Source organism: bacterium, from assembly GCA_024224155.1.
Lineage (GTDB): Bacteria > Acidobacteriota > Thermoanaerobaculia > Multivoradales > JAHEKO01 > CALZIK01.
Genome location: JAAENP010000249.1, coordinates 26,585 through 47,477, shown reverse-complemented (window position 1 = coordinate 47,477; position 20,893 = coordinate 26,585). Strand labels below are relative to the sequence as shown.

General features: G+C 63.6%; 17 protein-coding genes, 1 tRNA gene and 1 riboswitch. Of the genes, 11 read left to right on the top strand and 7 right to left on the bottom strand.

Annotated elements, in window-relative coordinates; translation table 11 throughout:
• Nucleotides 1-34 precede the first annotated feature (34 nt).
• Both GY769_13115 and GY769_13110 read right to left on the bottom strand, forming a co-directional pair.
• The gene (locus GY769_13115; protein MCP4202857.1) at nt 35-1,702 is read right to left on the bottom strand and encodes an AAA family ATPase; all 1,668 of its coding nucleotides are present in this window, start codon (nt 1,700-1,702) and stop codon (nt 35-37) included.
• A gap of 81 nt (nt 1,703-1,783) precedes the next feature.
• Entirely contained in the window at nt 1,784-1,933 is a 150-nt protein-coding gene (locus GY769_13110) for a hypothetical protein (GenBank protein MCP4202856.1), read from the bottom strand.
• Between the two features lie 261 nt (nt 1,934-2,194).
• Here GY769_13110 and GY769_13105 point away from each other — a divergent pair, with 261 nt between their 5' ends.
• The 3 genes from GY769_13105 to GY769_13095 all read left to right on the top strand — a co-directional run bounded on the left by GY769_13105 (nt 2,195) and on the right by GY769_13095 (nt 4,708).
• A complete protein-coding gene (locus tag GY769_13105; GenBank protein ID MCP4202855.1) occupies nt 2,195-2,671 on the top strand; it encodes a nuclear transport factor 2 family protein in 477 nt (158 codons plus the stop codon).
• A 203-nt stretch (nt 2,672-2,874) separates the two neighbouring features.
• Nucleotides 2,875-2,987: riboswitch (cyclic di-GMP riboswitch) on the top strand.
• A gap of 54 nt (nt 2,988-3,041) precedes the next feature.
• Nucleotides 3,042-3,605: a hypothetical protein gene (locus GY769_13100; GenBank protein MCP4202854.1), complete on the top strand. Its 564-nt coding sequence runs from the start codon at nt 3,042-3,044 to the stop codon at nt 3,603-3,605.
• 920 nt (nt 3,606-4,525) lie between these two features.
• Entirely contained in the window at nt 4,526-4,708 is a 183-nt protein-coding gene (locus GY769_13095; GenBank protein ID MCP4202853.1) for a hypothetical protein, read from the top strand.
• 18 nt (nt 4,709-4,726) lie between these two features.
• Here GY769_13095 and GY769_13090 read toward each other — a convergent pair whose 3' ends face one another.
• Together GY769_13090 and GY769_13085 are read right to left on the bottom strand one after the other, a co-directional pair.
• The gene (locus GY769_13090; GenBank protein ID MCP4202852.1) at nt 4,727-6,121 is read right to left on the bottom strand and encodes a hypothetical protein; all 1,395 of its coding nucleotides are present in this window, start codon (nt 6,119-6,121) and stop codon (nt 4,727-4,729) included.
• Nucleotides 6,122-6,148: 27 nt separating this feature from the next.
• Nucleotides 6,149-10,615 carry a VWA domain-containing protein gene (locus GY769_13085; protein MCP4202851.1) on the bottom strand — a complete coding sequence of 1,489 codons (4,467 nt, stop codon included), beginning with the start codon at nt 10,613-10,615 and terminating at the stop codon, nt 6,149-6,151.
• Between the two features lie 310 nt (nt 10,616-10,925).
• Between GY769_13085 and GY769_13080 the strand changes: the two genes are divergently transcribed.
• On the top strand, nt 10,926-11,375 hold the full coding sequence (locus GY769_13080) for a glycosyltransferase (GenBank protein MCP4202850.1): 450 nt from the start codon (nt 10,926-10,928) through the stop codon (nt 11,373-11,375).
• 237 nt (nt 11,376-11,612) lie between these two features.
• Here the strand turns inward: GY769_13080 and GY769_13075 are convergent, their stop codons facing one another.
• Both GY769_13075 and GY769_13070 read right to left on the bottom strand, forming a co-directional pair.
• Nucleotides 11,613-11,981 carry a protein kinase gene (locus GY769_13075; GenBank protein MCP4202849.1) on the bottom strand — a complete coding sequence of 123 codons (369 nt, stop codon included), beginning with the start codon at nt 11,979-11,981 and terminating at the stop codon, nt 11,613-11,615.
• A 310-nt stretch (nt 11,982-12,291) separates the two neighbouring features.
• Nucleotides 12,292-12,367 (bottom strand) — tRNA-Phe (locus GY769_13070).
• A gap of 136 nt (nt 12,368-12,503) precedes the next feature.
• Between GY769_13070 and GY769_13065 the strand changes: the two genes are divergently transcribed.
• The 5 genes from GY769_13065 (at nt 12,504) to GY769_13045 (ending at nt 17,292) form a co-directional block, all read left to right on the top strand.
• Nucleotides 12,504-13,289, top strand: coding sequence for a hypothetical protein (locus GY769_13065; GenBank protein MCP4202848.1), 786 nt, complete (start codon nt 12,504-12,506; stop codon nt 13,287-13,289).
• Between the two features lie 2 nt (nt 13,290-13,291).
• On the top strand, nt 13,292-14,836 hold the full coding sequence (purH, locus tag GY769_13060) for a bifunctional phosphoribosylaminoimidazolecarboxamide formyltransferase/IMP cyclohydrolase (protein MCP4202847.1): 1,545 nt from the start codon (nt 13,292-13,294) through the stop codon (nt 14,834-14,836).
• Nucleotides 14,833-15,519 carry an outer membrane lipoprotein carrier protein LolA gene (locus tag GY769_13055; GenBank protein ID MCP4202846.1) on the top strand — a complete coding sequence of 229 codons (687 nt, stop codon included), beginning with the start codon at nt 14,833-14,835 and terminating at the stop codon, nt 15,517-15,519. The genes purH and GY769_13055 overlap by 4 nt, the downstream gene beginning before the upstream one ends.
• 68 nt (nt 15,520-15,587) lie before the next feature.
• Entirely contained in the window at nt 15,588-16,256 is a 669-nt protein-coding gene (locus tag GY769_13050) for a hypothetical protein (GenBank protein ID MCP4202845.1), read from the top strand.
• A gap of 16 nt (nt 16,257-16,272) precedes the next feature.
• Complete coding sequence (locus GY769_13045; protein MCP4202844.1) at nt 16,273-17,292, top strand: polyprenyl synthetase family protein; 1,020 nt, start codon at nt 16,273-16,275, stop codon at nt 17,290-17,292.
• Here GY769_13045 and GY769_13040 read toward each other — a convergent pair.
• Nucleotides 17,197-18,324, bottom strand: a complete 1,128-nt coding sequence (locus GY769_13040; GenBank protein ID MCP4202843.1) for a hypothetical protein — start codon at nt 18,322-18,324, stop codon at nt 17,197-17,199. The two genes, GY769_13045 and GY769_13040, sit on opposite strands and share 96 nt — an antisense overlap.
• Nucleotides 18,325-18,433: 109 nt before the next feature.
• Here GY769_13040 and kdsB point away from each other — a divergent pair, with 109 nt between their 5' ends.
• Nucleotides 18,434-19,210 (top strand): 3-deoxy-manno-octulosonate cytidylyltransferase, encoded by a 777-nt coding sequence (gene kdsB / locus GY769_13035; protein ID MCP4202842.1) that lies wholly within the window; start codon nt 18,434-18,436, stop codon nt 19,208-19,210.
• 15 nt (nt 19,211-19,225) lie between these two features.
• Complete coding sequence (locus GY769_13030; GenBank protein ID MCP4202841.1) at nt 19,226-20,887, top strand: CTP synthase; 1,662 nt, start codon at nt 19,226-19,228, stop codon at nt 20,885-20,887.
• Nucleotides 20,888-20,893 lie beyond the last annotated feature (6 nt).

Here is a 20,893-nt window from a genome sequence, read left to right as displayed (position 1 = left end):
GTTCGCTTCGGAAACGGCGGTCTCGTCTTGGGCGCTAGAGAGCGAAGCCACTTCCGTCATGCCCTCTCTCGGGGACTCGGTTTGCTCTGCGCCAACCGAGAAACATCCGCCAGAACGAAACGCGGGGTTCCCCGCGCCCCGCCCTCTCTCGGACCGCCTCCCTGACCAGAGAACGATCCACCGTGGTCACCCCTCTTGCGAAGGCAGAGAGCATTGCATTGTGGCAGAGCACGTTGATGGACCGAGGTACGCATCGCGATTTGCGGACGACAAGCGAAAGTGCCGAGCGCGTGAAGACTCTCGAGGACGCGCCAACGGCATCTAGTCGGTGCTGAATGTACTTCCTGGCCTCGGTGGGTCGTAGAGGCCCGAGGTGGCAGCGAAGGGCGATCCGATCGGCGACCTGCCGAAGATTCTGCTCTCTCAACCTGGATCCGAGCTCCGGCTGGCCCACGAGGAAGACTTGCAGGAGCTTCTGGTCGCAGGTTTCAAAATTCAAGAGTTGGCGCAAGCCTTCGAAGGCCTCGGCCGACAAAGCCTGCGACTCGTCGACGACCAGGACGACCGTCTTTCCCACCTGCCTACACCTAAGTAGGTAGTCGTTCAACGCCTCTATGAGGTCCATTCTCTGGTGGCTGGCTGTCTCTACGCCGAAGTCCCTGAGGGCAGCCCGGAGGATCTCGTCGAAAGAAAGGGTGGTGTTCGCCACGTACGCCGTTTCGACGTCCGAGCCAAGTCCACTGAGGAGTGAGTAGAGGAGGGTCGTCTTGCCGGTGCCGACTTCCCCGATCAAGACATTAAGACCGCGCCTCTCGAGGACGCCGACCTGAAGGGCAGCGAGCGCCTCGGTGTGCCCTTTGCTCAAGTACAGGAACGCAGGATCAGGTGTGAGGGAGAAGGGATCCCCAGTGAGACGAAAGTGCTGCAACCAGATCTCCCGGGTCTGGGAGTGAGAGACACCTCCCATAGGAGCTTCTTCGGGTTTCCGATCCGGACGTCGTTCCTGGAGAGACACGCGCAGAAGATCTTCTTCGTTCGTCGGTCGGATGAGGCCGACCGCCCAGAGCAATGAAAGGGCCTTGAGGGTAGTCGGCGGCGGACCACCGGCCCTCTCGAGCACTTCGCGCAGGCGAACAGGCTTCTTGCAAAGATCCATGAGAAGAGCCCGCTCGGGGCCCGATACCGCTGCGCCGACCCGTTTCCGGTCGTCGGGCACCGCACGAACTAACGCCTCCAGTCCTCCCAGCTCCTGCAGAATCAGATCCTCTGGACTGGCAGCCGCGGCCGCCTCGAGCAGGAGACTTGCCGTCGGTAGCGGCCCCACCAAGTCGTCTGCTGCAGCCCCCACCTGTCCAATGAATCGAAAGCAGGTCGCGTTCCAAACCATCCAGTGTTCGGCGATCATCTTGGTGAGCACGTGGAGGCCATCGTCCATACACGCAGTTCTTGCGCCGTTGTCTTCTTCTCGTGAGGCCAGTTCGACGCCCTGCCTGGCGTTGTCGTGGTGCTCGACATAGGCGGCGATCCGTGCCGTTGCCGGTAGCTCGGACCGACGAAGGTGCAACTCGCCTGCGACGAAGTAGAGACGCTTCTTCAGTTTGGGTCCGAAGATTTCGAGAATCCCGGTCTGTCGCCCGAGGTAGATCGACCGGATCGGAGCGATCAACAGCCTGCTGCCGAGACGTGCTTCGAGGTACTTCATTATCGGTAAGCGAATCGATGCTAGCGGGTTCCTGACTCTCCGGGGCCGATACCAAAGACATGCTGCCGGATCTTATCCGAGTCACATTTCGGCGATGACCGGTGGAGGGGTCGAGTGGGCGGCTTGGAGGCCGCTCTTCACTGCCCGGTCCAGCAGATCCAGAACCAGCGCCCATGCGATACCGCGGAGCACGATTCCCAAAGATGACGCGCCACCGCGGGAGAAGCGCATCTGGGATCTTCAACCACGAGGTTCTCGTCTTCCTGGCCAGACCAGTTTGTGCATTAATGCGTATGGGTCGATGCTCTACCTCCTGTGCGAGAAAGCTGCCAAGAGCTCTTTTCAAGCTACCGCTGGAGCGTCAGGGGAATGTCAGGGGCATCAGTGGCGGTAACCCCGTGGCATACTTGAGCGCCCTGCCGCCAACTGCGGTGTCTTGGTTGCCGGAGGTGTTGTTGATACTTCTCCTGGAGGAAACCTATGCAGACCCCAATGTTTCGCGCAATTGTCTTCGTAGCCCTTCTGGTCGCCAGTCCGGCTGCCTTCGCCGTGCCCGACAAGGCGGAACTCCGTGATCAGGTCGAGGCCGCCGAGCGAGCGTTCGCCAAAACGATGGCGGATCGAGACCATGAGGCGTTCACCACGTTCCTGTCGGAGGAGACCATCTTCGTCTCCAGCCCGAAGGCGCTCCGAGGCAAGCAGCAGGTGGCCGATCATTGGAGGGCCTTCTTCATTGGACCGGAAGCTCCGTTCTCCTGGGAGCCGGAGATGGTCGAGGTGCTCGATTCAGGCACGTTGGCGCTCACCACAGGCCCCGTGTATAACCCCGGCGGCATGTTGATTTCGAACTTCACTTCCATCTGGAGACAGGAAGCGCCCGGGGTCTGGAAGATCGTCCTCGACAAGGGAAACCAGATCTGCCCCCCGCGACCCTGCCCCACGGACCGTCTACCGGAGACGGACCCCTAGCGTTCCAAGGATCTGCCAAAACACTAGCATCAGAGCAAGTCAGGCTCGCTCGCCCTGAGCCTACCGGCCTCTCCTTCCAGCCTGAGTGCGCTGGGGTCGCTCCGAACAAAACGGCTACGCCCTCTCAGGGTCTCGAACGGCCGGGGCGGGGCCGGCGCGCCCCACCCGTTTGGGTAGGGTCTCTGTGGTAATCTGTTTTTGACCGCCACAAAAAGCAAACCTGGCTAAAGCCAGGGACGCAACGCCACGGGTCCTCGCCTCCGTCCTGACTGCCCTCTGGGGTCGAGTCGGGGGGCAAGACAGCCGGGCTACCGAGAGCGCGCCGCAGAGCCGGGAACGACCTCGGCTCACTTTCAAGGGGGACAGAGGAATGAGGAAAACTGGAAGAAGTCTCTGGAGAGTAGGCACTCTTGCAGGGGTGCTGCTCCTACTTGCCGGATCGGCGGTTGAAGCCCGAAGAGCCGATCCCGACATCATCGTCATACTGCGTGGAACCGGAACCCCAGTGCCCACACCAAGTTACGTAAGCCCCAACAATGGTGGTTGCTTCAAAACCGACCTCTATGACGCTAGGGCCAACCGGGTGATCGGCACAGGAATCGACTGTCTCAATATTGTCGATTCCTCTCCAGCAGCTGAATTCTCAGTCGATCGAACGACGATCTTCAACTTCCCTCAAGGGAGGTTGGTGGCCAGGGGTTTGACGACCGTCGTGCCGATCTTTGGTGACTCGTCGCCTGTCTACACCCATGTCGTGGGGGATGTCGATGACCAGACCTCTAACATCGAATCGGGAGGAACCCGGAGGTTTCGCCGTGCCACAGGAAACGTCCGTCTCTCCGGCATCGTAGGTATGGGTGACTATCCGAACACCGTAGAGTTCAACTGCATTTTCGTCATCGACCTAGACGACTCGGACGACTCGGACAACTAGGACGATTCGGACCGACGCGAGTCGTTCCACACAGCTCGGGCCGCTCTTTCCCTTCCCTGGGTGAAGAGCGGCCCCGGCTCGCTGCAGGCTGCCCGAGCCGAGCGATAGGTGCAGATCTTCGGATCTGTTTGATTCTGAATGGTGCCCAGGGGCGGAATCGAACCACCGACACCCTGATTTTCAGTCATCCTCAGAAGACACTAACCCCTTCTTATCCAATAACTTAAATTCTGCTAGGTACCAAATAGGTACCAGCGCACCTGACTTGCGTCGAGCTCCAGAGATGTTCCGGAGCCGGCGCGCCAACGCTGAGACCTTGCCTTTGGGCTCGATCTCAGCAAACGGCGTCCAGAGCAGAGCTGCGGTTCATGTGCTTGAAAGCGGTCGGCTCAGTAACAGCATGGAGGCCACTCGCGAGTCGTGATCGGGGATCTTCGACCTTCGGATTTCGGCGCCGCAGGCGCCAGTGTAACCGGGGCTGGCGCTTCGACGTGCTCCCGGTCCAGCCGCGTCCGCGAGTCCCTCGCGATCGAAGCTGAGGAGGCCCAACGGGCAGGTGCCCTCGGCTTTATGGCTCGCGTCCTCGTGCAAACGACGCTCCCCCACTCGCGGCCGACCACCGACACCTTTCTCCGTCAGAACGGTCGCCTCATTCTCTCGGTAACCGCTCACCCTCTTCTTGGACTCCCCTACGGCCGCTATCCACGGCTACTCTCGCCGCCCTGGCGGAGGCCTTCTACTCCACTTCGGCATTTGGGGCGCGATCGACAGGGCCGAGAAGTCCGACGACCAGGTCCGAGAATTCGTCGAGTCTCTGCAAGTGACCACGGAATACGTGACCTGCTTGACACGCTTCGGGCGTGTCTTCTTCGGCTTCGGCCAGATCGCACTGGCTGTCGGGCTGTGGCCTCGGAGGTGGCTTGCCGCCGCGGATCGCCATCACCAGCGCGGTCGTGGGGCTCGCGGCGATCGCCATGACCATGGCCCTACCCGACGACCTCGAGTACTACGCACCGGTGTTTCACCTCAACAGCCTGTGGCTACTTGCGATCGGCTGGGTCGTCCTGCGGAGCGGTGACCTGGCCGGGCAGATCCCGGTTTAAGTTGGTCTTCCCGTTGCCTCATTTCCTCTTGCGAAACGTGAAGATCGTGTCTTCCTTCGGAGGTATCGGAAGCGGAAAGAGCTCCGTCCAGTTGACGAGCCGAAAGACGAAGATCGACCCCTCGACGAGCTGGGTGCTGGCGCGGGAGACCAGAACCAACCCGCTCTCGACACTCACGCCGACCTTCTCTTGCCCCTCGTCCGTGTAGTAAACGGTGGTTCTCGCTCTACCGCCGCCGCCGACGCCATAGAGACCGCGCGGGAAGCTCGGCCTGGGCTCACCCGAAGGAGCGAGCGGGATGATCAACTCGATCCGGCCCGGCTTTGTCTTTCCCTCAGTGCCAAACTGCCCCTTGGCTTCCATCTGGAAGACCCACATGCCGTCGTCTTCGCGCTTACCAATCGTCCCCCCGACGTTCGAGGTGTATGCGTTGACCTGCTGCCCGTTCTTGAGTGAAAAGAAGCCGTTCCCAGGCGCGCGAACCTTGAGATCGCCGACGCAGTGGTCGTACTCGAGGTCGCCGATGAGTCCCACCGAGTGAAGGAACCCGACCTTGGCGTAGATGAGGGCCAGCTCCTTCGGGACGCCAGGACCTTGAGCGGCCCTCATCCGCTCGCAGATGAGGTCTTCCGCCGGCGTGGGAATCGTTGCTCCGTAATTGGACCACGCCCGTACCGCCATGATTCCCGACGACATCTCGGCGATGTCCTCGGCCGCATCGTCGCCCCCGTAAGGCGATGCTACTCCCATCTTGATGATCTGATCCGGGGTCATTTTCGGATCTCCGCTACCGTGGTAATCGTTGTTCTCACCGAGGTCGACGGCACGCTGGTGCAGGTCCTGCCATTCGGGCAGCAACCCTCTGTCGAGGACATTCTTCTCGACGAGATCTTCGGCGTACGCAAGTGCCTCAGGAGACCAATCCTGTCTCATAAGCGCTCTTTCCCCGAGTTTCCACTCGGCTCGCGGAGCAACGAATTTCAGTAGATGGTGTGCGGCGTGTGACGCCTCGTGGGTGATCGAACTGACGGCGCCCGCGCGGTACGCTGGTCCCTCTCTTCTCAAGCTAAGGTTCTTCTCACTCGCCTTGGAGCTGGTTGCCACGATGTTGAGCAGGTCTGGCTTGGCCGATCCCACCCAGGCCATCGTCTGTCCCTCCGAACCATCTAGGTCCTGAAACGCGATCCGAGTCACCGCATGACAATGGAGCGGCGCGAAATAGCCCATGGCGTCGGCGACGATCTTCTGCTGGTTCGGCCCCGGGTCGACCAGATCGAAGATCTTCAATAGATCGAGCTCCACACGGTCCATACCGCCTTTCAAGAGTCGGATACTGCTGCAAGAGGCTTCGCTGTAGGAAGGTGCGGCAAGAGCCGTCACTACGATCAAGCTGAAGAGCACTCGAGAATTCATGTTTCCTCCACTGGTTCGCTTTCCCGGTCACTGAGCCGGCATCACCGTCACCGTCTTCTCCGCCTCGACCCGGACGTCGTCGACGACCCGCGCCGGGCTGGTCAGGACCTTCACTCGATAGAGCCCCATCGGAACTTCGACCGGATCGCCGCCGGCGGTACCCTCGGCGACGATCTCGCCGGCCGAATCCAGAACCTGGAACTTCGGCTTCATCGCAGCGTCCAGAGCTTCGCGTAGCTCGTTCTCGTCCGCGGTGTCGAAGTAAAGACCACCGCCCACGCGGGCCCAGGACTCGAACTCGGCTTTTAGTGCCGCGTCGTCGATAGCGAATCCGACGACACTGAGACGAGCTTCGATGCCGGCCTGCTTTAGCTCTCTGATGGCTCCTGCCGGATCCCCGCCGCAGGTCTCTTCCCCATCGGTGATCAAGATGACGAGCTTCGGGCCGTCGGCGCCGGCGAGGTCTTGGGCGACCAACGCTAGCGATGCACCGATCGGTGTCTTGGCGAGGTTCTTGGCCTCGGTGCGCCGGACGATGCCGACGATTCGATCGCGCTCGAGCGGCGCCAAGGGTGCCACCAATTCGGTATCGCAGGCTTCCGGTTTCCGGTGCCCGAAGACGCGGAGTGCGAGAGGTGTTCCCTCGGGAATCGTCTCGTTGACGAGGGAGGTCAAGACGTCTCGGGCAATCGCGATGCGGGTCTTGCCGGCGATCCGCTTTAGCATGCTGCCCGAGGCGTCCAGGACCAGCTCGACCGCGTGGTCGGCCCGCGCTTGAGGCGCCTCGACGGCCACGAACCCAGGTCCGGGGGGCTCTTCGAAGCGGGTGCGGGCAGTGATCTGATAGCGGGCCGGCCGCCGAAGGTGACAGGCGGCGCGCTGGAAACCGGCGTCGAGTTCGCCCTGCGTTCGGAAGTATTCGTAGCGCCCGCCATTGGCAACCGCCCAGTCCTGCATGCGGTCCTGGTTATAGGGGGCGTCGCTGCCGGCCGTGTGAAGATGCAGCGTGAAGACGTGGGGCTTTGACCGCTCCAGGCTCGACCACAGCTCGGCATTGACTACGCTGGTCGGAGACACGGCATCGGTCAGAAAGACGACGGCCCGCGTCCCCTGGCGCTCCGCGAGCTCGTCCGACACGAGAGCCAGTGCCGGTTCGGCCGAGCTCGAGCTGTCGCGCCGATCGTAGTTTTGAGCCGCGTACTGGAGCTCGTCCGATCGGTCGCTCCAGTCGTCGAGGAGCAGAGTTCCGCCGAAGGGGTGGAGATTGGCGAACTCGAGCCGCGGCTTCACTTGACTCGAAAACCGCGCCATCGCCTGGTAGATGGTGTTGCGGTAGGGGCCGACGCTGCCACTGTTGTCCCAGGCAAAGGCAATCGACCGGGGTGGCTCGAAGACGCGGGCGTAGATCGTCCGGTCGGGACCGAGGATCGCCGACATCCGCGCCGAATCGGCGAGCACTGTCTCTTCGTCCCAACTCAGCGAATTGCCGCCTTCGTCGGTGAACTCGACTACGGCCTTGAGGCGCGGGTCACCCGCGATCTCGAGGTCGAGGGTGTTGGCATCTCGAGAAATCTCGATGCGATACCAATCCTCATCCTCACCGAGGGTCACGACACCGCCGACGGTTTGATCGATCGGCAGCCGGTCGGCCGATTCGCGCGTGTCGTTGTCGTCGTCGCCGACGACGACTGGAGAGGGCCTCTCGAGCGTCGTCTCGTAGAAAGCGCTGGCCGAGTAGTGGCCCCATTCGGTGAGAATCGACCGGTAGTCGGCGCTGCTCGGGCGCTCCCAGATGCGAATGCTCTCGGGCAGATCCCAGGTCTCGGCCTTCTGCGCGTCGGGGCTCGAAAACTTGACGAACCGCGCCCAGACCGGCTGGTCGAGTTCCCAGGCTCGTGGCGTCGCCCGATCGTCCGTGAGGTCCCAGCTGCCGATCGCCTGCCAGGGTCCCAGTGGACTCTCGGTGCTCACCGCGACCAGCACGCGGTCGAAGGCCCGATACAGAGGCGTCTTCTTCTCGACCCATTCGAGCCGCTCGATTTGAGCTGCCCGGTTGTGATGGAAACCGACGACCCACTCGGTCGGAAGGTCCGGATCCACCCGAACTTTGTTGGCGTCGGGTTCTTCGGTCAGCATCCCGCTGACATAGTTGTAGTGGACGAGCCAGTTCCAACGCACGATGTGGCCGCCGAGCTCCGGGTCGGAGAGATTCAAGGCGGCTCCGTCCGCTGGGTCCCACTCGGGTGCGGCGACGATCTTGAGCTCGCCGAGAGTGGCCCGGGTGGCCTTGCCGTGGGTCGAACGCACGCGCAGCTGAGCGAAGCGGGCCGGTACTGGAGAGGTGAGCGGGAAGGCTTGCTCGATGGGCAAGCGAGCCAACGTCCCCGACACCGCCTCGGTGAAGAGCACACCGTCTTCGGACAGGAGAAGGTCGAAGTCTCGGATCCACTCGAAACCTTGACGCTTGCTCAGAGGGTTCAAAAGAACACCGGCGACCGGCACCGGCTCCGAGCCGGCAAGCTCGACAATCAACGTTCCGATTCCATCCTTGATCGGAAAGAACGGACCCCCGTCGATGTAGGTAAAGCCGTCGTTGATGGCGGCGACCTGACGTCGAGCGCGCTCATCTTCGACCAGAACGCGTCCGCCGAAGGTCTGGACCGCCGCGTTGAAGCCGCCGGCGAGAGCGGGCGGCAGGAGGCCCTTGTCGGAAGAGCCGACAGGTGGCGCACCGCACTCCGCAAAGACGCGCACAGAGTGGCGGCCGAGAGATTCGTCGCCGATCTCCGCCTCGAGGCTCAATCTGGCAGGCTGCGTCGACCAGGCGTCGGGCGCGACTTCGAGCGTGCCCTCGACGACCCGGGTCTCGCCCGGTGCAAGACTGAGGCTCGTGGCATCCAGGTCAGGGACCCAGGCGTAGTGATCGGAGGTAACTGCCAACTCAACGTCGATCCGCCGTTCGCCGCGATTGGCCAGAGCCGCCTGCAATTGAGTCTTCTGAAAGCGGTCGATGAACGCGGCAAACCGGCGATTCGCGGCGGAGAGCCGGATGTCGACCGAGGAGACTTCGGCGGCTTTCAGACCCTCGAGCGGCGGATCGAAATCGAGCTCTAGGTGGTAGGCGCCACTCCCTCGTAGCTGCAGGATCGGGACGGAGCTCGCCGGGAGGTCGACCTCGAGACGGCCGGTTTCCGCGCTCAGCTTAGGCCTCACGTTCTGCTTTTCGCCCGCCTGCGGATAGAGCCGGATGTCTTTCGGGACTCTTCTCGAGGGTGGGTCGGGCTTGGCGTCATCGGCGGTAGGAGCGATTGGGGCAGTCGGTGAGTCTTCAACCGGGCCCGAGATGACGAGCTTCGTGTCAACGGCTACTCGGGGCAGGTGGTAATAGTCATCGCTTCCGGCCAATGTCCCGACCAGGACTCGGTCGTTGGGCAACCGACCGGCGCCATGGACATCGTCATTGGGTTCGAGGTCCACGATTCGACGCGCCGTCTCGGTCTGGTCGAGCACTTCATAACGAACCGAGTAGGGTGACCGGCTCGATACGCCCGACCCCCGGAGAGCAAGGAGATAATCACCGGGCAAGAGCAAGCGGGTATCTTCGAAGTCCTGGCCCGGCTCAGTGGCATACCACCTGACCAACCGAGTCGAGCCGGTGCCGTAGGCGTCGGAAAGATCGAGGGATATCTTGAGGTCGGGCGGCGTCTGAACGTGGATCCGAACCGTCGTCTCGGCGAAGGTCGAGAAGCGGTAGAAGTCGATGTCGCCGGTGGGATAGAGGATGCCCGAGGCAGAAGTTTCCGCTCGAAGCGGCGCCGCGCGGGTTGCATCGTTGTTTGGCTCACGATCATCGCTTTCGGCGGCGCTGCCGATCTCGAAAAGGCGAATCGTGTAGTCGCCGCCTTCGCCGCCATAGACGTACAGGTAATGCGCGCCGGGCTGGAGCACCAAGTTCGCCGTGACCTGGACTCCCTCTTCCCCCTTGACCGTGCCGAGGCGGTGCTTGTTGCCGCCCGAGTCACTGTACTCGGCGCGACTAACGCTTGGGCCACGAACTTCGATCAACCAGCGCTGCGCCGTACCCTCGACCTCGAACTGAAAGTAGTCGTAGTTCTTCTCGGTAGTTCCTCGGGCCAGCCGGGCGGTTCCCATCGGGGTGGCGTCTTTCTTACTATCGTTCGGCTCGACCTCTACGATGGCGCCCGAGAGATCCTCGATCGGCGGTGGGATCTCGAGCGGCGGTTCATCAGTGCCGATCGATTGGAAGAGCTCGAGAGCCCGCTCGGCGTCGAGATCCGGCGACTGTAGCGCGGGAAGAGCGGAGATGGTGGGCGGTTGGCTGGATCCAGCTGCCCGGGGGGCTTCGGAGCCGGAGCGCTCGGAAGCCTGCTGCTCTTTGCCGCAGGTGCAGCCGGCGAGTGCCAGGTAAGCCCCACAGAGGGCGAACGTCGTGAGGTGCGGGAACTTCATCGTCTTCGAGAGCGCATGGTACATGCACAGAAGCCTGAGTCATCCGCGGGAGAGCAGATCACGCTCCCGGACCAAGAGCCCAAGCCCCTGCACCGCGACGCTCGGCCTGACGGTCATGACGCCGGGGATTCAGAGCTCCCGCTAGAGGCCCGCGCCCCGGAGGCCGTCCGGCCGGTAACGGCGATCGGGGTTGCCGACCCGTAGCCGGCGTGGCGGAGTGTTAGCCTCGGACCCAACGGGATCGACCAGGGAGGGGCCATTCCTACGCCCGTCTAAATCTTCTAGGATCGGAGGCGACGGATGTTCGGATTCTGGTGTCGGACCGGTCTCGATCGTGGTGCCGGCCTACAACGAAGCCGAGAACCTTCCGATTCTCGTTTCCGAGATACGCAAGGCGCTCTCACCGGCATCTTTGACCTACGAGATTCTGCTCGTCGACGACGCCTCGACGGACGCCTCACCAGGCGTCATGGACCGGCTCGCCGCCGCCAACGACTACGTCCGGGTCATCCGACACGAGCGGAATCTGGGACAATCCGCTGCGCTTGCCACGGCTTTTGAGCGAATCCGCGCGCCGGTCGTGATCACACTCGACGCCAACCTTCAAAACGACCCCGACGATATTCCGCGCCTCCTCGACCAACTGGAGGACTGCGACGTCGTATGCGGTATTCGAGCGAAGCGACAGGACAAGCGGAGTAGGAATTCGGTTTTCTGGGGTGGAGGCCGCTGGCGGCGAAGCGGGCTGCGTTGGGCGCGTGGTAGCTCTCTAGTGAGGTATTAGGGGTCCACGCGGTCGCCTGCGCAGGGAACCGGCGGTGTTCAATCAGGCTTGGGTCGAACGATCAACGGCCGCCATCATGGGACTCATCGCTTCTGGAGAGATCGAAGTCATTCCCACTCCCGCGAAAGCCGGTGAACACGCTGTAGTACTGGTTACCCTGGCCACGCGAGACTACGGCATCAAGTTTCGGGTCAAGGACGCGATACACCTGTTTACTGCCACCTCGTGGGCCGACAATCAAGGTTCAACGGTGAGGCTAGCCAACGCCGACGGAGACTTCCGGCGCTTCTTGAGCCGATACAGCTGGCCGCTGATGCGGTACTTCAAGGTCTGATCGTCCATCAACTCCATGACGATGAACGGGCGGCCTTCGTCTTCCCCCAGCTCGTGGATCGTGCAGATGTGGGGATGGTTCAAGGCCGAGGCCGCCCGCGCCTCGCGCCGGAATCGCGCCAGGGCCTCCGGGTCTTCGGCCAGCGCGTCCGGCAGGAACTTCAGCGCCACGTGCCGACCCAGGATCAGATCCTCGGCCCGGCAGACGACGCCCATGCCACCACCCCCGAGCTTCTCGAGGATCTTGTAGTGGGAGACAGTGGTACCGATCATCGGAAGGCACGCTTTCGCAGGTGACGCTGCATCTTACCGACTAGGATCGTTGAAGCTGCTGACCAGCTGCAGACGGCCCTCGGGAGCGGAGGGCCTCAGCGGTGCGTGGCTCGGGTCGCTGACTCGCGTGGCCGCAGGGCGTTCGGCCCCGCTCCTCTTCCGATGCTGGTCGCTTTCGAGCGAGCGATCTACGACATGCTGCGACGGACCACAACACAGAGTGTTTGCTCATTGTTTGCTCACCCTCTTTCGAGGATGAACAAGGTCTGCTCGGTGCGAGCTGCAAACTGTTGAGAGTAAGAGACTCAACTGGTGCCCAGGGGCGGAATCGAACCACCGACACCCTGATTTTCAGTCAGGTGCTCTACCGACTGAGCTACCTGGGCACGGGGCCCGGAAAAAGCCCCAGCGCTTTATAGCCTCAGGGCGGCGGTGAGTCAAGCCGAGGCGCGGTGCGGTTCGCCGGGCTCGGGTCTTGCAGCTACCCGATTCGACTAGAATCCGGAGCAAGAGCCACTGCCCATGAGTCCCACCCGCATGATTCCGTCGGCTCTCACGATCCTGCTGGGCTTCGTGACCCTGGCACCCGCAAGCGCCTGGACTCCGGAGATGCATGCCGAGATCGCGCGGCAGGCGGCGACGATTGCGCCACCGGACCTGTTTCGGCAGATCAAGCGCCACGAAAAGGCCTTCGCGGCAGGTCTGTCGGCCTCGATCGGCGGCCGCGGTCACTCCGACAGCGGCGCGGCTCTGCTGTCGCGACTGGAGAGCGGTTCCGAGGCGATCATCGGCGCCATCGAAGCCCACCGGCCCTTCCGAGAGATCGTCCACGAGCTCGGCCGGCTGACGGTCTACGCCGCCGAGGCCAACAATCCGCTCAAGCACTCCTCCGACGATCCACAGGAGGAGCGGTATCGGATGGACTACGAGACCTATGCGGCGAGCGCGTTCCCGCGCTTCGCGGTGATCTTCTACGGCCAGGGCCGCGACGTCAGAACCGAGACGGCACTCGACCACCTGCTCTCGGAGACCGGCCGTCGGGGCTCGGAGCTCTACCCTCTGATCGGCCTTGAGTATCGAAGAATCGGCGCGATCGACGGCATCGGCCAGTTCGACGACAAGTCGACGGCCTTCGGCGTCGGATCGATCGCCTTCAGTCATGCGGTGAGCGATCTCGCGGCAATCTACCGCTACGTCTGGCTGAGCGCCGGCGGCGCGGATCGACGCGAGCTGCCGATCACCCTGCCGACCGCCCTGTCGGAGACGGCCGAAGCGCCGCCCCCCCGGACCGGAGCGCGGGGACGATGACGATGCTCAAAGCGCGCCGAGCGCTGATCTCGGTCTACGACAAGCGCGACGTCGTCGAGTTCGCCAAGGGCTTGAGCCACCTCGGTATCGAGATCCTCTCGACCGGCGGCACCCACCAGAGCCTGAGCGGCGCCGGCCTGGAGCTGATCCGGGTGTCGGACGTAACCGGCTTTCCGGAGATTCTCGACGGCCGCGTCAAGACGCTGCACCCCCAGATCCACGGCGGCATCCTGGCCGACCGTGAACGGGCGTCCCACCTGACTCAGCTCGGCGAGCACGGCATCACGGCGATCGATCTGGTCGTGGTCAATCTCTATCCGTTTCAAAAGGTGGCCGCGTCCGGAGCGCCGTTCGAGGAGATCATCGAGATGGTCGACATCGGCGGGCCGGCGATGATCCGGGGCGCGGCCAAGAACCATCGCGGCGTGATCGCCGTGGTCGACCCCGACGACTACCCTCAGGTTCTGGCGGCGCTCGAGGAGGGAGGCGGCACCGTCCCCGACTCTCTGCGCAGGAACCTGGCGATCAAGGCTTTCCGCCACACTCAGTCCTACGATGCAGCCATCGCCCATTGGCTCGAGGGACTGGGCTCGGAGGGCTCGGCGAAGCTGCCCCATCACCTGCTGCTCGACCTCAAGCGGGAGAGCCGTCTGCGCTACGGGGAAAACCCGCATCAGAAGGCCGCGCTCTATCGCGTCCACGGCGAGTCCGGGGTCTTCGGCGGTTTCGAGAAGCTCCAGGGAAAGGAGCTCTCGTTCAACAACCTCCTCGACGCCGACGCCGCCCGCCGAATGGTCAGCGCTCTCGACGAGCCCGCCGCCGTGGTGGTCAAGCACAACAACCCCTCGGGAGCCGCCCGCGGCGAAGATTGCGCCCAAGCCTACGAACGCGCTCTGGCCTGTGATCCCATGTCTGCTTTCGGCTCGGTGGTCGCGGTCAACCGCGCCGCGGACCTGAAGCTCGCCGAGGCCCTCGCGCCCCAGTTCGTCGAGGTCGTGCTGGCGCCGGCCTTCACCGACGAAGCCCTGACCCGGCTCTCACCCAAGTCGAATCTTCGACTGATCCGGTGTCCGCTGATCGAACCCTCGGATCGCCGCGAGTATCGAGGTATCGACGGCGGTTTCCTGATTCAGGACGCCGACCTCTGGTCCGATTACCCCGGCACCTGGAGCTGTCCCACACGGCGCCAACCGACCCCCGAAGAGCTCGACGGGCTCGACTTCGCCTGGCGCATTGTTCGCCACGTGCGCTCGAACGCCATCGTGGTGACCAATCGGGTCCAGACCGTCGGCATCGGAGCCGGCCAGATGAGCCGGGTCGACTCCTGCCGGCTCGCAATCGGCAAGGCGGAGTTGCCCCTCGGAGGTTGCGTAGCCGCCTCCGACGCGTTCTTTCCCTTCAGGGACGGTCTCGACTTCCTGGCCGAGGCCGGCATCAAGGCCATCGTTCAGCCCGGAGGAAGCAAGCGCGACGAGGAGGTCATTGCGGCGGCCGACGAGCACGGCGTCGCGATGCTCATGACCCAGACGAGGCATTTCCGGCATTGAGGGTGTTCCTGCTGTTGCTGTCTTGGGGGCTCGCCGCCGCGGCCGGCCTCGCCACCGGCGCCGGTGCACTCAGCGCTGATTCCTCAACCGGCACCGATCCTTGGCAGGTCCTCGCGGGAGTCCGCGACCAGCTGCGCGATGCCTCGCCGCTCGAGACCCGTTTCATCCAGACCTTCGTGCCCGGCGGGTTCTCCACCGGCGACACCGAGTCGGGGGCTCTCTATGTCGACCTGCCGCGGTGCCTGCGCTTCGAGTACCTCGAGCCCTTCCCCAAGGATTTCCTTCTCTGCGGTGACTGGGTCTACACCTGGAATCCCGGCGAGTCGAGCGGCCGCCGCTTTCTGGTCAACGACAGTGAAGCCGAAGGCCTCGATCTTCTCCGGCTCGAGGTCGACGCGCTACGCGCCCGATACCGAGCCGAGCTCGGCGCCCCCGAAAACGACCGAACCATCATCCGGCTGATCCCGAAGAACGAAACCTCGGACCTTCGCGAGGCCACGATCGAGGTCGGCCACGGCGAGGCGGGCGACCCGTCTGCCGATCATTCCGGGGCCGCCCGCCTCCTCGCCCTCGCCTATGACGACGCCAGCGGCAACCAGACTCGATTCGAGATGACCAACTACGAGGAACTCGAGGACAAGACGGATTTCGCGCCTCCGGCGATCGATTGGCTGGAAGACTGATCCGAGACCCGACCGGAGCCTTCCGTATAATGAGGTCGCAGTTCGCGCTCCGGCGGATCTGATTCCACATGACACGCAGTTCCCTTCTCCCTCTCGGAGCGACCGTACTCCTGGCCCTGGCGGCCGGCAGCTTCTATTCGGCCGCGGCGGCGAGAGGTCGCGGCTACGACCGGGGCGAGCTGGTTACCATTACCGGCACCGTCACCGACTTCGACAACCAGCCTATAGCCGATCTCGAGGTGGTTCTCGAAGCAGCCCGTCACTCGTACGACTACCTGCGTTTTCGCCGACGCAAGCCGGTCGTTCGTGAGACCTCGACGAAAACCTCGGCCGACGGAGCCTTCGAGATCCAGTGGCCCTGGGACAAGGGCTTCAATCGCTTCACCCTGGCGTTCGGGGTCACCGTGGCCGAGCCCGGCGGCGAGGGTTTTCATGCCCTCCACAGGGAAGATCTCAGTTCCAGAATCGGGCACGGCAGCCCGGTCGTTGCCACGGTCCAGATCGAGGACACTTGGTTTCTCGAATCGTTCCTGGAGTTTCGCGCCGGCGTCGAGACCGAGGCCCAGGAGCAGGTCTACCGCGAGGCCGGAAAACCGGATAAGGTCCGCCAAAGAGTCTCGGCGAGCGGCACCTTTGTCGATTGGTGGTATTTCGAGATGGGCAAGGTCTACCGGTTTCGGGACGGAGAATTAGAAGAAGTAGAGGACTTCGAGCCCGTAAAACCATTCGATTCCTGAGACCAGGTCGCTCCCGTTGCCCCGTAACCCGTCACTCGCAGTAGCTCCCGAGGTGGTCACCGCCGCCCGGGGGGCTCACTTCCTCGCTCTGGTCGCGGAGGGGCTCGCGGCCGCTGAAGCGCTGATGAGGGAGCAGACCACTTGCGAGATCTCCTTCATCGAAGAGGCCAGCGAGCACATCTTCAACGGCGGCGGCAAGCGCGTGCGCCCGGCGCTCCTGCTGCTGTCCTCGCGCATGCTCGGCAGCGAAAGCGCCGAAGACATCACCTATGCGGCGGTCGTCGAGTTGATTCACACGGCGACGCTCGTGCACGACGACATCATCGACGACTCCAAGCTCCGCCGGGGTCGAACCACGGTTCACAACATCTGGGACAACAGCCAGGCGGTGCTGCTCGGCGACTGGCTCTACACCACCTCGATGAAGATGGCCCTGAGCCACGATCGGCTCGACGTGGTCCGCAAGCTCTGCGACGCCACGCTACGCATGACCGAGGGCGAGCTTCTAGTGCTTCAACGCCTTGGGGCCAGCGACATTTCCCGCAACGAGTACTTCGACATCATCGACCGCAAGACGGCGTATCTGTTTGCGTCCGCGTGCTCGATTCCGGCCATCGCCGCCGGCGACGAAGCCGACCTGAACGCCCTGGAGCAGTACGGACGCTCCCTCGGACTGTGCTTCCAGCTCGTCGACGATCTTCTGGACTTCACCGAGACCGAAGCCGCGCTCGGCAAACCGGTGCTGTCCGACCTCAAAGGCGGCAAGCTCACGCTGCCTTTGGTCCTACTCATGCCTCGGCTGAGCGCCAGGCACCGGCGATGGATCGAAAAAGTGCTCGAAGACCGGGAGTTTCTGCGCGTCGAGCCCGAACAGATCCTCGAGCTGGTGTCCAGTGCCGGCGTTGTCGAAGAGGTTCGGGAGATGGCGAAGTCCTACGCCCTAGCCGCCCAGAGTGCTCTCGAAGGCTTCCCGGCCAGTGAGGCCCGTGACGCGCTTGAGTTCGCGCCAGAATTCGTGCTCAACCGTCGCAGCTGACGGCGGCGGCTGGAACCCGAAGGCCCGGCGCCGCCTGATCTCGCCGGCGCCCCGTTCGGCGACCCACTCGGGCGCGGTCTCAAAGACCCTCAGGCCAGCGATCTCGGCGAGGGCGACGACCGTGACAAAGCGAAACTCGCGCGGCTGCGGATCGGTCCAGGAGCCGCGCCCGACCGGCGACAGAAAGCGCGTCGCGGGATCGGCGGTGTCCGGTCCGGTGGGACGATCCAGACTCGTGTAGACGAGACCCTGGGCACCGCCGTGCGCGGCGAAGACCACGTTCATGTAGCCGTGAACCACTCGCCCCAGGTCAAAGATGACCCAACGCCCAAGAGGCAGGCGGCTTTCCGGAGGCGGGAAGCGCCTGACCCATTCGCTCTGACCCAGGGCGCGAAACCGAAAGATGTCGGTGGTCTGGCTCGAGAGCAGTTGATCTCCGAGCGCGGGCAGACGAACGACCTCGGGCAGCACCGGCCAACTACCGACCGGGGGAACCCCCCAGACCTTGACGGTGCCGATGTCCTCGGGCACGAATCCGCTGCCGAGCAGCGCGCTCTCATAGCGCCGGCACATGCGCCAGCCGCCGTCGGTCACCACCGACCCCGCCTCCCCCAGATCCAGTCTCGCCAGGAGCCCACCCACTCCGCGCCGGCTGCGCAGCTGGACTACGAGCCGGTTCGCTCCGGGACGAAGAAACTCCGCGACGTCGTACGAGTCCACCGGCGCGCCGTCTCGAAATCCGCCGGAGCCGGCCGCCTGCCGGTTGACGAACGCCCAGTAGCCTTCGTCCGCCTGGATCGTTAGCTCGGCACGATCCGGCACGCCGCTCTCGAGCACGAAGTCCCGGTAGACGAAGAAGTTGACCCAACCGTCCTCGGCGTCCAGGTCCGAAGCCCAGATCCACTGCGCCTCTCGGGTCGGTAGCTCTCGCGCCAGGGCGGCTGAGCGAATCCGGCTCTCGTAGACGCCCAGCCCACCGAGCAGGACAACCAGGCTCACGACCACGACGGTCCAACTGATATTGGGTTTCAAAGGATTCACCTCGTCCAATCGCGCGCTCAGGCTAGCACTCGTCCGGGCGGCGCCCAAGATCTGGTTGCTTCTCGTTGACTGGACGTGATCGGGGTCGATAGATTAGGTCGTGCACCACGTCATTGCCGCGATTCCGGCGCGTTACGCCTCGACTCGCCTGCCCGGAAAGCCACTTCTCGAAATCGCGGGCAAAACCCTGATTGAGCGGGTCTACCGTCAAGTCGAGGGCGCTCGCGGCATCACGGAGGCGATCGTCCTGACCGACGACGCTCGCATCGCCGAGGCCGTGCTCGGATTCGGCGGGCGGGCGATGATGACTCCCGAAGATCTCGCCAGCGGATCGGACCGCGTCGCCTGGGCCGCGCGCGATTGGAAGACGGACGTCATCGTCAACGTTCAGGGGGATGAGCCCCTGATCTCTCCCGAGGCGCTCACCCTGCTCAGCGAGCACCTGGTCGGGAATCCCGAAGACGCCGTCGCGACCCTGGCGGCTCCGGCAGAGCCGGGCGATCTCGACGACCCGGACGTGGTCAAGGTCGTCTGCGATGCGAGCGGCAAGGCTCTCTACTTCAGTCGCGCCGGCATTCCGTACCCCCACGGACGCCAGGTCGGATCGCCTCAGCGACACATCGGCGTCTATGGCTACCGGCGCAAGGCCCTCCTCGAGATCGCCGCGACGCCCCAAACGCCGCTCGAGCTGGCCGAATCGCTCGAGCAGTTGCGCATGCTCGAGAGCGGGTTCTCGATTCGCGTACTCTCCGTGCCGAAGGCCTGGCCCGGAGTCGATACAATCAACGACTTGAGACAGGTCGAAGCGTATCTGGCGGAGCATGGCGACCCGCTGGCCGATCGGCAAGAGACCGGGAGTTCTCGAGGGGTTTCATAAGAAGGAGCGCACGGCATGGCGGCCAAGTTCATTTTCATCACCGGCGGCGTCGTCTCGTCGCTCGGCAAAGGGGTCACGGCGGCATCGGTGGGCGCGATTCTCGAGGCGCGGGGATTCTCGGTCACGATCATGAAGTTCGATCCCTACGTGAATGTCGATCCGGGCACGATGTCGCCCTACCAGCACGGCGAGGTCTTCGTCACCGACGACGGCGCCGAGACCGATCTCGATCTCGGTCATTACGAGCGCTTCACCCAATCGAAGAGCAGCAAGCACCACAACTACACGACCGGGAAGATCTACGAGGCGGTCATCAACAAGGAGCGCCGGGGCGACTATCTCGGCAAAACGGTTCAGGTCGTGCCGCACGTCACCGACGAGATCAAGGACGCGATGAGGCGGCTCGAAGACCAGGCCGACGTCGTCATCATCGAGATCGGCGGAACCATCGGCGACATCGAATCGCTGCCCTTTCTCGAGGCAATCCGGCAGCTGCGGCTAGAGCTCGGCAAACACAACGCGGCCAACATCCATCTGACCCTGGTGCCCTACATCAAGGCCGCCGATGAGCTCAAGACCAAGCCGACCCAGCACTCGGTGCGGGAGCTGCGAGCCATCGGAATCGCGGCCGACGTTCTCGTCTGCCGTTGCGATCGGCCTCTGCCCAAGGACGTCAAGAAGAAGATCGCCCTGTTCTGTAACGTCGCGCCGGAGCACGTCATCGCCGCTCGAGACGTCGACACCATCTACGAGGTGCCGCTGACGTTCTGCCGCGAAGGGCTCGACGAGATTCTCCTCGAGGTCCTCAACCTCCCCGCCTATCCGCGGGACGTGTCGCCCTGGGAGGATCTGGTCGGCCGGATCAAGAGCCCGAAGCATCACGCGCGGATCGGCATCGTCGGCAAGTACGTCGAGCTTCCGGACGCCTACAAGAGCCTCAACGAGGCGCTGATGCATGGCGGCATTGCCAACAATGCGCAAGTCGAGCTGGTCTTCATCGACGCCGAGGAGATTCAAGGCGGAACCTGGCCGCGAGAGGTCTTCGAGGTCGACGGCCTGCTCGTGCCGATCGGCTTCGGGTCACGCGGGACCGAGGGCAAGATCAGCGCGATTCGCTACGCGCGCGAGCACGAAGTTCCGTTTTTCGGCATTTGCCTCGGCATGCAGTGCATGGTGATCGAGTTCGCGCGCAATGTTTGCGGCATCTCCGACGCGACCTCTTCCGAGTTCGACGCCGAGGCCGTGAACCCGCTGATCTACAAGCTGCGGGATCTTCTCGGAGTCGAGGAGATGGGCGGCACGATGAGGCTGGGTGCCTATCCGTGCGTTCTGGCCGAGGGCAGCCTGGCGCGCGAGGTCTACGGCACCGAGGAGATTAGCGAACGCCACCGCCACCGCTATGAGGTCAATCAGAAATACCTCGAAGCGCTCATCGAGAACGGTCTCGCCGTCGCGGGCATGAGTCCGGACGGCAAGTTCGTCGAGATGGTCGAGCTCCCGGGACATCCCTGGTTTGTGGGCTGCCAGTTCCACCCCGAATACAAGTCGAAGCCGACGGCGCCGCATCCGCTATTCGTGTCCTACATCCGGGCCGCGCTCGAGGAACAGGCTCGGCGCAAGGACCCGGAGAGAACTCGCGAGCGCGAATCGATCCAGCCGGCCTGGAGCACCGCCTGAGGTCGC

What these genes read in the sequence shown, in the direction of transcription:
- GY769_13100 (MCP4202854.1), top strand. Translation starts at nt 3,042, where the DNA reads ATGAGGAAAACTGGAAGAAGTCTCTGGAGAGTAGGCACTCTTGCAGGG.
- GY769_13050 (MCP4202845.1), top strand. Translation starts at nt 15,588, where the DNA reads ATGACACGCAGTTCCCTTCTCCCTCTCGGAGCGACCGTACTCCTGGCC.
- GY769_13115 (MCP4202857.1), bottom strand. Translation starts at nt 1,702, where the DNA reads ATGAAGTACCTCGAAGCACGTCTCGGCAGCAGGCTGTTGATCGCTCCG.
- GY769_13065 (MCP4202848.1), top strand. Translation starts at nt 12,504, where the DNA reads ATGAGTCCCACCCGCATGATTCCGTCGGCTCTCACGATCCTGCTGGGC.
- purH (MCP4202847.1), top strand. Translation starts at nt 13,292, where the DNA reads ATGCTCAAAGCGCGCCGAGCGCTGATCTCGGTCTACGACAAGCGCGAC.
- GY769_13030 (MCP4202841.1), top strand. Translation starts at nt 19,226, where the DNA reads ATGGCGGCCAAGTTCATTTTCATCACCGGCGGCGTCGTCTCGTCGCTC.
- GY769_13075 (MCP4202849.1), bottom strand. Translation starts at nt 11,981, where the DNA reads ATGATCGGTACCACTGTCTCCCACTACAAGATCCTCGAGAAGCTCGGG.
- GY769_13090 (MCP4202852.1), bottom strand. Translation starts at nt 6,121, where the DNA reads ATGAATTCTCGAGTGCTCTTCAGCTTGATCGTAGTGACGGCTCTTGCC.
- GY769_13110 (MCP4202856.1), bottom strand. Translation starts at nt 1,933, where the DNA reads ATGCGCTTCTCCCGCGGTGGCGCGTCATCTTTGGGAATCGTGCTCCGC.
- GY769_13105 (MCP4202855.1), top strand. Translation starts at nt 2,195, where the DNA reads ATGTTTCGCGCAATTGTCTTCGTAGCCCTTCTGGTCGCCAGTCCGGCT.
- GY769_13085 (MCP4202851.1), bottom strand. Translation starts at nt 10,615, where the DNA reads ATGTACCATGCGCTCTCGAAGACGATGAAGTTCCCGCACCTCACGACG.